At 69.0% G+C, this 14,310-nt stretch carries 9 protein-coding genes; 8 read left to right on the forward strand and 1 reads right to left on the reverse strand.

Annotation, left to right across the window (positions count from 1 at the left end):
* Nucleotides 1-14: 14 nt before the first annotated feature.
* The gene (locus sphst_RS17400) at nucleotides 15-3,338 is read right to left on the reverse strand and encodes a hybrid sensor histidine kinase/response regulator (RefSeq protein ID WP_107045887.1); all 3,324 of its coding nucleotides are present in this window, start codon (nucleotides 3,336-3,338) and stop codon (nucleotides 15-17) included.
* Nucleotides 3,339-3,493: 155 nt separating this feature from the next.
* On the opposite strand from sphst_RS17400, the gene sphst_RS17405 reads away from it, so the two are divergent.
* The 8 genes from sphst_RS17405 to sphst_RS17440 all read left to right on the forward strand — a co-directional run bounded on the left by sphst_RS17405 (nucleotide 3,494) and on the right by sphst_RS17440 (nucleotide 14,287).
* Nucleotides 3,494-5,128, forward strand: a complete 1,635-nt coding sequence (locus tag sphst_RS17405; protein WP_031394954.1) for an NAD(P)/FAD-dependent oxidoreductase — start codon at nucleotides 3,494-3,496, stop codon at nucleotides 5,126-5,128.
* A 60-nt stretch (nucleotides 5,129-5,188) separates the two neighbouring features.
* Nucleotides 5,189-6,178, forward strand: a complete 990-nt coding sequence (locus sphst_RS17410; protein WP_107045888.1) for a cell wall hydrolase — start codon at nucleotides 5,189-5,191, stop codon at nucleotides 6,176-6,178.
* Nucleotides 6,179-6,272: 94 nt separating this feature from the next.
* Nucleotides 6,273-6,500: a hypothetical protein gene (locus sphst_RS17415; protein ID WP_051916613.1), complete on the forward strand. Its 228-nt coding sequence runs from the start codon at nucleotides 6,273-6,275 to the stop codon at nucleotides 6,498-6,500.
* Between the two features lie 110 nt (nucleotides 6,501-6,610).
* Complete coding sequence (locus sphst_RS17420) at nucleotides 6,611-7,903, forward strand: dicarboxylate/amino acid:cation symporter (RefSeq protein WP_056407749.1); 1,293 nt, start codon at nucleotides 6,611-6,613, stop codon at nucleotides 7,901-7,903.
* Nucleotides 7,904-8,047: 144 nt separating this feature from the next.
* Nucleotides 8,048-9,643: an isocitrate lyase gene (locus tag sphst_RS17425; protein WP_031395893.1), complete on the forward strand. Its 1,596-nt coding sequence runs from the start codon at nucleotides 8,048-8,050 to the stop codon at nucleotides 9,641-9,643.
* A 398-nt stretch (nucleotides 9,644-10,041) separates the two neighbouring features.
* Nucleotides 10,042-10,719: an ABC transporter ATP-binding protein gene (locus sphst_RS17430; RefSeq protein ID WP_056407747.1), complete on the forward strand. Its 678-nt coding sequence runs from the start codon at nucleotides 10,042-10,044 to the stop codon at nucleotides 10,717-10,719.
* On the forward strand, nucleotides 10,716-13,226 hold the full coding sequence (locus sphst_RS17435; RefSeq protein ID WP_107045889.1) for an FtsX-like permease family protein: 2,511 nt from the start codon (nucleotides 10,716-10,718) through the stop codon (nucleotides 13,224-13,226). The genes sphst_RS17430 and sphst_RS17435 overlap by 4 nt, the downstream gene beginning before the upstream one ends.
* Nucleotides 13,226-14,287 carry a lipocalin-like domain-containing protein gene (locus sphst_RS17440; protein WP_107045890.1) on the forward strand — a complete coding sequence of 354 codons (1,062 nt, stop codon included), beginning with the start codon at nucleotides 13,226-13,228 and terminating at the stop codon, nucleotides 14,285-14,287. Before sphst_RS17435 ends, sphst_RS17440 begins: the two co-directional genes overlap by 1 nt.
* Nucleotides 14,288-14,310 lie beyond the last annotated feature (23 nt).

Here is a 14,310-nt window from a genome sequence, read left to right on the forward strand (position 1 = left end):
GCGGAGTTAGCGCCTCATACCGCCGCCGCGGCCGCGGATGCGCGTTCGAGGAATGCCCATAGCTCGCCTGGCACCACCGGCTTGTTCAGCACGGTGATCCCCGCACAGCGCGGATCGTCCGCCGCGCTGCGGTCCGCGGTCACCAGCGCGATCGCGGGCGCCGGCGCCATCGCCGACAAGCGTTCGGCAACGTCCAGTCCGTCCTGCGCCACCTCGAGATGGAAATCGATCAGTGCGACGTCGGGCTCCTCGTCCGCCGCCAGCGTCATCGCCTCCTCGATCGTCGCCGCCAGCAGCGGGACGCAGCGCCGCGACCGGAGCGCCGCGTCGAGCGCGGCGAGAATGGCGGCATCATTGTCGAGGCACAGGACGCGCAGCCCCGGCGGCAGGTCGCGCAGGACCGGGGCCGTCCTGGCACGATCGGGCAGCGTCGCATGCGCCGCCAGCGGAACGCGAACGGCGAAGGTCGACCCCGCACCCGGCTGCGACCGCAATTCGATCCGCAGGTCGAGCAGTTGCGCGATCCGCTGGACGATCGCCAGCCCCAGCCCGACACCGCCGCCCGCGCTGCCCTTGCTCTCCACCCGCTCGAACTCGGCAAAGATCCGTTCACGGTCACCCGCCGCGATGCCCGGCCCGCTGTCCCGCACCTCGACCAGGACGTCACCGCCGCGCCGCCGCGCGCCGATCCAGATCCGCCCCGACGGGGTATAACGCACCGCATTCGACAGGAAGTTCTGCAGGATCGAGCGCAGCAGCGATCGGTCGGTGGCGACGATGTGCGTCCCCGGGTGCGAGGCGAGGATCAACGCGCGTTCGCCGGCAAGCGGCCGGAACTCGGCGGCCAGTTCCTCGATCAGGTCCCCGAGCACGAACTGCTCGATCTTCGGCACGACCCCGCCCGCGTCAAGCCGCGACACGTCGAGCAAGGCCCGCAGCAGCGTATCCGCCGACCCGATCGCGCCATCGATCGCGCGGACTAGGTCGGCCTGGTGCGGCGCCTTGCCCTCGTCGAGTGCCGCGCAGAACAACCGGGCGGCATGAAGCGGCTGGAGCAGGTCATGGCTTGCCGCGGCAAGGAACCGGGTCTTGTCGCGCGTCGCGGTCTCGGCATGCCGCCGCGCCTCGTCGAGCATCGTGTTCGTTTGGGCCAGATCATGCGTCCGCGCCTCGACCCGGGCCTCGAGTTCCGCCTGCGCGGTCTTCTCCGCTGTGATGTCGGTGAAGCTCTGGACATAGCCGCCGCCCGGCATTGCCTGACCCACTGTCTTGATCCACCGCCCGGACGGTCGAAGCCGCTCGAAACTGTGCGGAAGCCCGCGTTCGAGATGCGCGAGCCTGCGCGATACATGCGCTTCGACGCCGCCCGGGCCGCATTCGCCGCGCTCGGCATTGTAGCGGATCAAGTCGGCAATCGGCCGTCCGGCGATCACATAGTCCTCGGGATAGTCGAACATCTCGACATAGCGCGGATTCCACGCGACCAGCCGCAGGTTGGCGTCGATCACGCTGACGCCCGGGTCGATCGTCTCAAGCGTTGCCGACAGCAGCGACCGTGAGAAGCGCAGGCTGCGCCCCCGCTGGTCGAGCAGCCGGACGACGTCGCCGACCTCCATCGCCGAACCCGCCAGGCTCGACGTCACGATCAGCCGCGCCGAGGGAGCGCCGATCACGCCCGCGATCAGCCGTTCCGCCTGACGGGCCGCGCGTCCGTCGATCGGCGCGCCCGGATCTCGTGACAGCGGGTCCAGCCCCTCCGCGGCTTCGGCATCGCCGACGAAGCGCGCGACCAGGATCTTCAGCTCGCCAAAGGTCGTGACGTGATCCAGCACACTGTGCCGCCCCCCGAACACCCGCCGCCGCGCCGCGTACAGGTGCAGCCCCGCCATCAGCACGATATTCACGCCCAGGCTCCACACCGTGCCGTTGACCAGCGGGGACCCGAGCGCGACCCGCATCAGCGCATCGGGGTCGAGCAGTCCGCCGCTCGCTTTCGCAAGACTGGCGCCAAAACCACCCAATACCGATGGCATCAACAGGCAATAGGCCCAGACGACGACGCCGCCGATCAACCCACCCCGTGCCGCCCGGGTATCGGCAAAGCCCCAGCCGACGGTGGCGATAAGCGCGGGCGCGAACTGCGCGACGCCGGCAAACGCGATCAGCCCGATCGATGCGAGCGACAGCTCGTCGCCGATGCTCGTGCCGTACCACAAAGCCGCGGCGACGATCCCGGCGATGATCACGCGCCGGACACGCAGCAGCCGCCGCCCCAGATCGCCCTCCCCGCCATCGGTCTGCCGCCGCAGCAGTAATGGGGCCAGCAGGTCGTTGGTCGCCATAGTCGACAGCGCGATCGTCTCGGCGACGACCATCGCGGTCGCGGCGGAGAACCCGCCGATGAACGCGAGCAGCGCCATCGGATCGTTGTCGCGCGCCAGCGGGACCGCCAGCACATAGAGGTCGGGTCGCGTATCGGCGGGCAGCACCGCCAGCCCCGCCAGCTCGAGCGGCAGGACCATCACCGAGATCACCGCGAGATAGGCGATGAACGGCCAGCGCGCGCGCCGCACCGCCGCCGGGCCGCTCGCTTCGAGGATCCCGACATAGAATTGACGCGGCAGGCAGAGGATCGCGCAGGCGGATAACAGCGTACGTACGAAGAAATCGGGGGTCAGCGCGCCGGGTGCGAAACCCTCGACGAACCCGGTCAGCGGCGGCGTGATCCGCGCGGCCGGCATCGTCGCAAGCAGCGTCAGCGCGAATCCGCCCAGCGCCACGAAGCAGAGCAGCTTGATCATCGACTCCGCCGCGATCGCCGCGACCACGCCGGTATTGCCCCCCGCCACTTCATAGCGTCGCGCGCCGAAGCTGATCGCGAACGTCGCCAGCAGCAGCGCGACGAGCGGCCCGACCAGCACCGATCCGCCGATCCCGACCAGCGCGCCGAAGCTGAGCGTCACCGATCGCAGCTGCAGCGCGATATAGGGGATCGACGCGACCAGCGCGGTCCCCGCGACGATCGCCGCGGTACTCCGGCTGCGACCATAACGCGCCGAGATGAAGTCGGCGATCGAGCTCGACCCTTCATCGCGCGCCAGCCGGACGAGCTTGGTCAAGAATCCCGGCGCGAGCAGGAACACCAGCGCCGGACCGAGGTAGATCGACAGATAATCCCAGCCGCGCGTCGCCGCGGTGCCGACGCCGCCGAAGAACGTCCAGCTGCTGCAATAGACGGCCAGCGACAAGGGATAGGCGATCCGTGCCATGCGCGGCGAAAGCCCGCGCCGATCGACGACCCAGGCGATCCCGAACAACGCGGTGCCATAGGCAAGCATCGCGGCGATGACGACGGCGCTGTTGATCGGCTGGCTCCCTAGTTGCCGGATGCCGATACCGTGCAGTCCGGACCGTCCCAGGGCAAGGCCTGCACGGTCAGCGCTTCGATACCACAGCTCATGGCGAAACCCCGCGGCCCGCGTTACAGGGCCCCATGCTCCGCATCACCGAACTCAAGCTGCCGCTCAACCATGCCGACGAAGCGATCCCCGCCGCGGTCTGCAAGCGGCTGCGCATCACCCCCCGCGAACTGATCCGCTATACCGTCGCGCGGCGCGCGCATGACGCGCGCGACAAGATGGACATCCAGCTCGTCTATTCGATCGACGTCACCGCGAAGAACGAGGCGACGATCCTCGCGCGGTTCCGCAAGGACCGTCACGTCAACACGACCCCCGATACCGGCTATCGCCACGTCGCCAAGGCACCCGAGACGCCGGGCGCGCGTCGCCCGGTCGTCGTGGGAACAGGGCCGTGCGGCCTGTTCGCCGGCCTCATCCTCGCGCAGATGGGCTTCCGCCCGATCATCCTCGACCGCGGCAAGCTGGTCCGCGAACGCACCAAGGACACCTGGGGCCTGTGGCGTCGCAACGTCCTGAACCCTGAATCCAACGTCCAGTTCGGCGAAGGCGGCGCCGGCACCTTCTCCGACGGCAAGCTGTGGAGCCAGATCAAGGATCCGCGCCATCTCGGTCGCAAGGTCATCACCGAGTTCGTCAAGGCGGGCGCTCCCCCCGAGATCCTGACCGAGGCGCATCCGCATATCGGCACGTTCCGGCTGGTGACGATGGTCGAGGCGATGCGCGCGACGATCGAGTCGCTCGGCGGCGAATATCGCTTCGAACACCGCGTCGACGATCTCGACATCGCTGTCGATGCGGACGGCACGCGCCGCATCCGCGGGCTGCACCTGCATACCGGCGACTATCTCGAGGCGGATCATGTCGTGCTCGCGGTGGGGCACAGTGCGCGCGACACCTTCCACATGCTGCACGATCGCGGCGTATTCCTGGAGGCGAAGCCCTTCTCGATCGGCGTGCGCATCGAACATCCGCAATCCTGGATCGACGAGGCGCGGTTCGGCCCCTGTGCCGGCCACCCCGATCTCGGCGCAGCGGCGTACAGCCTGTCGCATCACTGCACGAACGGGCGCACCGTCTACAGCTTCTGCATGTGCCCGGGCGGTACCGTCGTCGCGGCGACGTCCGAGGAAGGCCGCGTCGCCACCAACGGCATGAGCCAATATTCGCGCAACGAGCGCAACGCGAATTCGGGACTCGTCGTCGGCATCGACCCTGCGCGTGACTATCCCGGCAATCCACTGGCGGGCATCGAATTGCAGCGCCACTGGGAGTCGCGCGCCTATGTCGCGGGCGGATCCGATTATAAGGCCCCCGCGCAGCGTCTCGGCGATTTCCTCGCCGGCCGCCCGTCGAGCGCACTCGGCACGGTCATCCCGTCCTACCGCCCCGGCGTCCACCTCACCGACCTCGCCGAATGCCTTCCCGAATTCGCGGTCACCGCGATGCGCGAGGCGCTGCCGGTATTTGGTCGCGACATTCCCGGCTATGATCACCCCGACGCGGTCCTGACCGGCGTCGAGACGCGTACCTCGTCCCCCGTCCGGATCACGCGCGGCGACGATTTTCAGAGCCTGAACACGATCGGCCTGTTCCCCGCCGGCGAGGGCGCGGGCTATGCCGGCGGCATCCTCTCTGCGGGCGTCGACGGCATCAAGGTCGCCGAGGCGGTCGGGCTGAGCCTCGTTGGTGCCACGCCGGGGGCTTAACCACTATCTAACATCCGGGTGGTACGCGCAGGCTTCCTGTCACGACGCGCGATTTACCCCATGCTCAAGAGAACAGTGCTCGGTTTCGCCGCGATCGCCGCCAGTACCTCGTGCGTTCCCCCGTCGACGCGCGTGGCTGCACCGACGGCCAGCGTCCCGGTCCGCGACGCAGCAGAAGCGCGCAGCCTGCTCGCCGGGCTCGCGCTCGAGGCGCCCGCCGAACCGCTCGACCGCGCCTTTGCAGCCTCTGCCGCCTCCGCCGACGACACCCCGCGCGCCATTGCAGCAGCACCCGCCTTTCCCGGCGCCGCGCAGAGTGACGACGACCGCCAGCGCGCAATCGCCTGCCTGACCGCCGCGGTCTATTACGAGGCACGCTCCGAACCGACCGATGGCCAGCGCGCCGTCGCACAGGTCGTGCTCAACCGCGTTCGCGATCGCGCCTTTCCGCACAGCGTCTGCGGCGTCGTCTATCAGGGGTCGACACGGCGCACCGGCTGCCAGTTCAGCTTCACCTGCGACGGTTCGATGAACCACCCCCGCGATGGTGCCGCCTGGGCAAGGGCCGCATCGGTCGCGCGCGCCGCGTTCGACGGCAGCGTCTTCGCGCCGGTCGGCGCCTCGACCTCCTACCACGCCGCTTCGATCCTGCCCTGGTGGGCGCCAAGCCTCAGCCGGGTCGGCGCAGTCGGTGCGCATATCTTCTATCGCTGGCGCGGCGCGATGGAGCGCGCGCTGAGCTTCCGCCAGACCTATGCGGGCGTCGAACCGACCCGCGTTGCGGCGCCCGATACGATCCTCGCCGCGTCCCCGTACACCTCTACCGAACCCGGTACGGCGGGATCCGGCGTCACCGTCCATCGCGGCCGGACCATGCCGGGGGTGGAGACTGCGATGTCGGCACCATCTGAGTCCTCCGCCGCAACACCACGCGTGCATCTGGCGTCGGGTGTCCGCATTCATATCGGTTCGGCACATGCCGGCCCGGTCCTTGGCGGGGGCGCCCCGCTGCCGGTCGTTTCGATTTCCGAGGAAAGCGATCCGACCTGATCGCCCTTTGGGGGGTGCCACATCGCGACGGGCGCGGTATCGCCGGCCCCATGCTGCTCCACCTGCCCTGCCCAATGACCCGTTTCGGACCCCGATGCTGACCGCCAGCGAATTGCGCGATCGGCTCGTGACCGTGCTGACCCGCGACCATCTCGGCGACCGGCGTCGCTGGCGCATGGCGGTCGGCGAGGTCCGGGTCTATTCGACCGACACGCACGCGCATTGCAACTGGTCGGTCACGCCCTCGGGCAGCGCTGAGGACATCGACCGGATCGAGACGCTCGTCGACCGGTTTCGCGAGGAATTCCCGATCATCCGCTGATTGGCGCGCCGCGCGACCGACAAGCTCGGCTATCCCGGCAAGGACAGCGTCTTCGTTGCACCGCACCATGCAGAAGCTGTATTTCGTTCGGTTCATACGGGACAGCGGCCATGCAGACATTACGGCGATCGTTCGGATTACAGGTTCTGATCGGGATGATCGCCGGGCTCGCGCTCGGCTTCGTCGCGCGCGGGACCGGCGCGGGATCTGGCCTCGCGGAAACGCTGCGCATCGTCGGCGAGATCTTCGTTCAGTTGCTGAAAACTCTTGTCGTCCCGCTCGTCTTCACCGCGATCATCGCGTCGATCGCCGCGCTGCGCGATCTCGACAATGCGCGGCGGCTGGTCATCAGCACGCTCGCCTGGTTCGCAATCACCGCGCTGATCGCGGTGTCGATCGGCATCGTCCTTGCGCTGGTGATCCAGCCCGGCGTGACCGCGGGGGTCAGTGCCGCCAGCGCGGTCGCGCCGACGACCGCCGGGTCGTGGCTCGACTTCCTGCGCGGGCTCGTCCCTGCCAATATTCTCGGGCTCGAGGCGTCGACCAAGCTGACCGACGAGACTGCGCGGACCGCGCTGTCGTTTAACGTCCTGCAAATCATCGTCATCGCGATCACGATCGGAATCGCCGCGGTCCGGATCGGTGATGCGGGCGCGCCGTTCCTCGCCTTCAACGCATCGGCGCTCGCGCTTTTCCGCCGCATCCTGCGCTGGGTGATACGGTTGACGCCGATCGGTACGGGCGCGCTGCTCGGCAACGCGATCGTGCGCTATGGCTGGCAGTCGCTCTCGGCGCTCGGCGCGTTCAGCATCGCGGTCTATGCCGGACTCGCGATTGTCCTTTTCGTGGTCTATCCATTGCTCCTGCTTGCCAACGGGCTCAGCCCGCGGCGGTTCTTCGCCGCTGCCTGGCCCGCAATCCAGCTCGGCTTCGTGTCGCGCTCGTCGATCGCCGCGCTGCCGGTGACCGAGGATGTCGTCGAACGCGGCCTCGGCGTCCCCCGCACCTATGCAGCCTTCGCCGTACCGCTCGCCGCCACGACCAAGATGGACGGGTGCGCCGCGATCTACCCCGCGGTCTCGGCGATCTTCGTCGCGCAATATTACGGTATCCCGCTGCATGCCGCCGACTATGTGCTGATCGTGCTCGTGTCCGTGCTCGGGTCGTCCGCCACCGCAGGGCTAACTGGCGCGGTCGTCATGCTGACGCTCACGCTGTCGACGCTCGGCCTCCCGCTCGAGGGCGCAGGCCTGCTGCTCGCGATTGACCCGATCCTCGACATGGGCCGCACCGCGGTCAACGTTGCCGGGCAGGCGCTTGTCCCGACGATCGTCGCCAAGCGGCAGGGTCTGCTCGATCCGGCACTACACGACGCCGGCACCGCGCAGGCCGCCACGGCATAACAGCGCGCTGTCACAAACGTGACAACGAGACTCAGCCGGACGCAGAAGTTTGACAGCGCGACGCTGTAGCCATCGGTTCGACCCGGGCGATTCGTTGTCATGTTGTGTACCGATCCGTCATCAAATGCGGAACGAGGATGCAGCATGACCTTCCAGACCGACCTTACCCAGATCGACCAGCTGATCGCCGCGCGGAACGGCACCTGGGACGGAATTTCCGCCGAATCGGTCGCCCGGATGCGCGCACAGAACCGCTTCCGCTCGGGTCTCGATATCGCCCGCTACACCGCGGGGATCATGCGTCGCGACATGGCCGCCTATGACGCCGACCCGGCGAACTACACCCAGTCGCTCGGCTGCTGGCACGGATTCATCGCGCAGCAGAAGATGATCAGCATCAAGAAGCATTTCGGCACCACCGACCGCCGTTACCTCTATCTCTCAGGCTGGATGGTTGCCGCGCTCCGGAGCGAATTCGGGCCCCTTCCCGACCAGTCGATGCACGAGAAGACGAGCGTCCCCGCGCTGATCGAAGAGCTCTACACCTTCCTGCGTCAGGCCGATGCGCGCGAGCTCGGCATGCTGTTCCGCGACGTCGATACTGCGCGCGAAGCGGGCAACGCGATCGAGGAAAAGCGCCTGCTCAACGCGATCGAGAACCACCAGACTCACGTCGTCCCCGTCATCGCCGATATCGACGCAGGCTTCGGCAATGCCGAGGCGACATACCTGCTCGCGCGCAAGATGATCGAGGCGGGGGCCTGCGCACTCCAGATCGAGAACCAGGTCAGCGACGAGAAGCAGTGCGGCCATCAGGACGGCAAGGTCACCGTCCCGCACGAGGACTTTCTCGCCAAGGTCCGTGCCTGCCGTTACGCCTTCCTCGAGCTCGGCGTTGAGGACGGCATCATCGTCACGCGCACCGACTCGCTCGGCGCTGGCCTCACCAAGCAGATCGCGGTCAGCAAGACGCCCGGCGATCTCGGTGACCAGTACAACTCGTATCTGGATTGCGAGGAGATCGACCCCGCGACCGCGCAGAATGGCGACGTCATCCTCAACCGCGACGGCAAGCTGCTCCGCCCGAAGCGCCTGCCCTCGAACCTGTTCCAGTTCCGCGCCGGCAGCGGCGAGGATCGCTGTGTGATGGACTGCATTGCGAGCCTGCAGAAGGGCGCCGACCTGCTCTGGATCGAGACCGAGAAGCCGCACATCGAACAGATTGCCGGCATGGTCGACCGCATCCGCAAGGTCGTGCCCAATGCAAAGCTCGTCTACAACAACTCGCCCAGCTTCAACTGGACGCTGAACTTCCGCCAGCAGGTGTTTGATGCGTGGAGCGAAGCCGGCCGCGACGTGTCGGCCTATGACCGGACGCGCCTGATGAGTGTCGAGTATGACGGCACGCCGCTCGGCGACGAGGCTGACGAACGCATCCGCACCTTCCAGGCGGATTCGGCAAAGCGCGCCGGCATCTTCCATCACCTGATCACGCTGCCGACCTATCACACCGCGGCGCTCTCAACCGACAATCTCGCCAAGGAGTATTTCGGCGATGCAGGGATGCTCGGCTATGTAAAGGGCGTCCAGCGCAAGGAAATCCGCGAGGGCATCGCCTGCGTGAAGCACCAGAACATGTCGGGCTCCGACCTGGGCGACGACCACAAGGAGTATTTCGCGGGTGAGGCGGCGCTGAAGGCCGGCGGCGTCCACAACACGATGAACCAGTTCGCGGCCTGACGCCCAAGCCGGAGCGCAAGCTCCGGCGCGGACCAGCGTCAGGCCCGGCCGGCGGGGCCAAAAGCCCCGTCCGACGCCGCGGCTTCGCCGCGGCGCTGGTCTGTTCCAACGCCCAGTAAAGACGCGCATGCCTACCCAAAGACACCTCCCCGGCGAAGGCCGGGGCCCAGTTGGGGGACGGTTATGGCAGGCGTCGCCTTTCGTTACTCCCACCTCTCCAACTGGACCCCGGCCTCCGCCGGGGAGGCGCTATTAAGGGCGCCGCGGGAGCACGCGGCATCGGCCAACCCAAAGCTCACCCCTTCGCAGCCACACCCCCACAAAAACCAGCCCCCAAGACAACCCATAGCAACACCGCCACGCTGTCCCCCGGCCCCGCGCCGTGGCATGAGCCGCCCATGCAAGACCGCGCCCTGCTCCGCGTCACCGCGCTCGAAAAGTCGGTCCCCGGCGGCCGCCAGCTCTTCCGCGGGCTCGACCTCACCGCGCGCGCCGGCCAGCTGATCGCGATCGTCGGCGAAAGTGGCGTCGGCAAATCGACGCTGCTCAACATCCTCGCCGGGCTCGATGCGCCCGATGCAGGGCATGTCGCGATCGAGGACACGATCCTCGACACGCTCGACGAGGCCGCGCTGACGCGGTTGCGCGCGACGCGGATCGGGTTCGTGTTCCAGGCCTTTCACGTCCTGCCCTATCTGACCCTTCGCCAGAACGTCGCGCTTCCGCTCGCGCTCGTGTCGACCGACCGTCGCGTGATCGCCGACCAGGCGCAGGCGATGCTCGCCCGGGTCGGGCTCGGCACCCGCGGCGACGGCTATGCGCGCGACCTGTCGGGCGGCGAGCTGCAGCGCGTCGCGATCGCGCGCGCGCTCATCCATCGTCCCGCGCTGATCCTCGCCGACGAGCCGACGGGCAATCTCGACCCCGACACCGCTGCGAAGATCCTGACGCTGTTTTCCGACGCGGTTCGCGAACAGGGCGTCGCCGCGATCATCGTCACCCATTCGGCGGCGGCCGCCGCGATCGCCGACGATGTTCTGACGCTGACCGCAAACGGGCTGGAACGCGCGCGATGAGCATCCTGTCGGCGCGGCTCGCGCTGGGCTGGATGATCGGTGGCGAGTGGCGCGCGCATCCCGCGCGGCTCGCCCTCACCGCGATCGCGATCGCCATCGGTGTCGCACTCGGCTTCGCGGTCCACCTCGTCAACGGATCGGCGCTGTCGTCGTTCGAAGGCGCATTGCGCACCGTCAAGGGCAGCGCGGATCTTCAGGTCAACGCGACCAGCCCGCTCGGCTTCGACGAGGCGCTCTATCCCAGAGTCGCGACCGCGGCCGGAGTCGCGGACGCGAGCCCGGTCGTTATCCTGCGCGCGACGATCGGGAAACGGCCCGTCACCCTGCTCGGCCTCGACGTGATCCGCGCGGCACAGGTCACGCCGTCACTTGTGGGCGTCGCCCCCGCCGGCATCGACCGCCGTGGCGACGCGGCGTTCGACGACGCCGCGCTCTATCTGTCCGCCGCGGCGATGCGCACCGTGAATGCCCGTCCCGGCGCGATGCTCATCGTCACCGCGAACGGGCGCACCGCGACGATGCGCGTCGCAGGCCGGTTGCCGGGAGTAGCCGAGGGCGAGGCGATCGGCGTGATCGACATCGCCGCGGCGCAGTGGCGCTTCGACCGGCTCGGCCGCCTCGACCGGATCGACGTGAAACAGCAGGACGGCGCCGCCCCTCCACGCCTTGCCACTATCCTTCCGCGCGACGCGGCGATCGGCAGCGACGCCAGTGATGCGACCCGCAGCGACGCGCTGTCCCGCGCGTACCGCGTCAATCTCGACATGCTCGCGCTGGTCGCATTGCTGACCGGCGGGTTCCTCGTCTTTTCCGCGCAGTCGCTGTCGGTGGCCCGCCGGTTGCGGGCCTTTGCGCTCGTCCGCACGCTCGGCCTGCCGCGCAACGGGATCGTCGCGACCGTCGCGCTGGAGGGGCTGGCGATCGGCGTGATCGGCGCCGCGCTCGGTCTGCTGCTCGGCTATGCGCTGGCCTATGCCGCGCTCGCCCGGTTCGGCGCGGACCTCGGCGCAGGCTATTTCGCCGATGGCCGCGTGCGGCTGGCCTTCGCGCCCGCTGCCGCGATCGGCTTCTTCGCGCTCGGCCTGCTGGCAGCGGTCGCGGGCAGCGTCCTGCCGGCGCGGATCGCGGCGCGTGCCGCCCCCGCCGCGGCGCTGCGCAACGCCGGCGACGTCATCGACCCCCGGACCCCCATGCCCGTCCGCCCCGCGGCCATCCTGATCCTGCTCGGTGGTGGCGCGGCGCTGCTCCCGGCGATCGGCGGCCTGCCCCTGTTCGGGTTTGCGAGCATGGCGCTGATACTCGCAGGCGGCATCGCCGGCATGCCCTGGCTCGCGCGCACGCTGCTCGCGCCGCTCAGCCGCGGTGCCGGGCGGTCCGTCCCCGTCGACCTCGCCATCCGCCACCTCCACGGTGCCCCCGCCCAGGCCGCCACCGCGCTGTGCGGGATCGTCGCGAGCACCGCGCTGATGATCGCGATGGCGGTGATGGTCACCAGCTTTCGCGGCGCGGTCGACGAATGGCTGGGTCAGGTCCTCTCGGACGATCTCTATCTCCGGGTCGAGGGTGGCACCGGGCTCGATCCCGCGGCGCAGGCCCGGTTGCGCGCCGTGGCCGGCATCGCAGCGATCGCCTATAGCCGGCAGATCCCGCTGACGCTCGCGCCGGACCGGCCACCCGTCTCGCTGATCGCACGCCCGGTTGAGACCGATGGCCCCGACCCGAGCCTCGTGCTGCTCGCAAGCGGACGCGCCCGCCCCGCCGGCACCGCGCCGATCTGGATCTCGGAGCCCGCCGCGCGGCTCTATGGCTGGTCGGTCGACGACAGCGTCACGCTGCCGATCGCCGGCCGGTACGTCGTCGCAGGGATCTGGCGCGACTATGCCCGCCAGCAGGGCGCGATCATCGTCCGCGACACCGACTATACGCGCGCCACCGGCGACCGCACGCGGACCGAGGCGGCGATCACGCTTGCCCGCGGCGCGGATCCGCGCACCGTCGAGCGCGCGCTGACCGCGGCGGCGCCCCCGGCGCTGACCAGCCTCGTCTCGATCGCGCGCCCGGCCACCCTGCGCCGCTATGCCCTCGAACTCTTCGATCGCAGTTTCGCCGTCACCTATCTGCTCGAGGGGGTCGCGATCCTTGTCGGGCTGGCCGGCGTCGCCGCGACCATGTCCGCGCAGACGATCGCCCGCACGCGTGAATTCGGCATGCTCCGGCATATCGGCGTCGCAAAGCGGCAGATCGTCGCGATGCTGGCGACCGAGGGGGCATTGCTCGGTCTCGTCGGGGGTATCGCCGGGATCACGCTCGGCGGAGTGATGGCACAGGTGCTCGTCCATGTGATCAATCCGCAGTCGTTCAACTGGACCATGGCGACGCGCATACCCTGGGGCAGCGTCGGCGGGGTAGCGCTTGCGCTGATCGTTGCGGCGGCGGGTACCGCGGTGCTCGCCGGCCGGCGCGCGATCGCCGCCGATGCGGTCCGCATGGTCAGGGAGGACTGGTGATGCGCCCCGTGTTTACGTTTGCAGCGCTGGCGCTGACCGCCGCGACGCCGGCCGCGACCGGCTATCCCGTCGTCCGTCCGGGCGCCTCCTTCACCTTCCCGCGCGAACATGGTGCGCACCCGGCATTCCGCACCGAATGGTGGTATGTCACCGGTCTGCTGAAGACGCAGGAGGGTCGCAACCTCGGCTTCCAGATCACCTTCTTCCGGACCACCCCGGGCACCGACGCGGCGAACCCCAGCCGCTTTGCCCCCAAGCAGATCCTGTTCGCGCACGCAGCGCTCTCCGACCCGAAGCTCGGCCATCTGCTGCACGGGGAGCGGGCGGCACGGGCGGGATTCGGCCTGGCCCAGGCGCGCATCGGCGATACCGACGTCACGCTCAAGGACTGGCATATCCGCAGGCGACCCGACGGACGGTTCTCGACCACCGTCACCACCGGCAATTTCGCGCTGACGCTTACGTTGACACCGCGCCAGCCGCCCCTGCTCCAGGGCAAGGCGGGTTACAGCCAGAAGGGCCCGAAGCCCGAACAGGCGAGCTATTACTACTCGATCCCGCATCTCGCGGTGGCGGGGCAGCTGGTGCGGCACGGCACACGGCAACGCGTCACCGGACAGGCGTGGCTCGACCGGGAATGGTCGTCCGACTATCTCGGCGGCGGCGCGGTCGGCTGGGACTGGACCGGGCTCAATCTCGACGACGGGGGAGCGCTGATGGCGTTCCGCATACGTGGCCGCGACGGCAAGCCGCTCTGGGCGGGCGGATCGCTGCGCCGCGCGGATGGCCGCGTCGTCCGGTTCGCGCCCGCCGACGTCCGGTTCGATCCGCTCCGCCAGTGGCGTTCGCCGCGCACCGGGGCGCTCTACCCCGTGACGCAACGCCTCACCGTCCGCCTCCCCGAAGGCGTCCGCCGCTTCCGCCTCGATCCGCTGTTCGCCGATCAGGAGCTCGATGCCCGCCGCAGCGGCATGCCCGTATACTGGGAAGGTGCGGTCCGCACGGCGGGCGGCAGCGGCTATCTCGAGCTCACCGGCTATGCCGATCCGCTGCAGATGTGACACCTGCCGGATACCCAGGCTTT

The organism is Sphingomonas sp. STIS6.2 (assembly GCF_000732685.2).
GTDB lineage: Bacteria > Pseudomonadota > Alphaproteobacteria > Sphingomonadales > Sphingomonadaceae > Sphingomonas > Sphingomonas aerolata.

Coding starts and splice junctions, on each gene's coding strand:
- sphst_RS17415 (WP_051916613.1), top strand. CDS start 6,273: ATGCTGACCGCCAGCGAATTGCGCGATCGGCTCGTGACCGTGCTGACC.
- sphst_RS17425 (WP_031395893.1), top strand. CDS start 8,048: ATGACCTTCCAGACCGACCTTACCCAGATCGACCAGCTGATCGCCGCG.
- sphst_RS17405 (WP_031394954.1), top strand. CDS start 3,494: ATGCTCCGCATCACCGAACTCAAGCTGCCGCTCAACCATGCCGACGAA.
- sphst_RS17410 (WP_107045888.1), top strand. CDS start 5,189: ATGCTCAAGAGAACAGTGCTCGGTTTCGCCGCGATCGCCGCCAGTACC.
- sphst_RS17435 (WP_107045889.1), top strand. CDS start 10,716: ATGAGCATCCTGTCGGCGCGGCTCGCGCTGGGCTGGATGATCGGTGGC.
- sphst_RS17420 (WP_056407749.1), top strand. CDS start 6,611: ATGCAGACATTACGGCGATCGTTCGGATTACAGGTTCTGATCGGGATG.
- sphst_RS17440 (WP_107045890.1), top strand. CDS start 13,226: ATGCGCCCCGTGTTTACGTTTGCAGCGCTGGCGCTGACCGCCGCGACG.
- sphst_RS17430 (WP_056407747.1), top strand. CDS start 10,042: ATGCAAGACCGCGCCCTGCTCCGCGTCACCGCGCTCGAAAAGTCGGTC.
- sphst_RS17400 (WP_107045887.1), bottom strand. CDS start 3,338: ATGCTTGCCTATGGCACCGCGTTGTTCGGGATCGCCTGGGTCGTCGAT.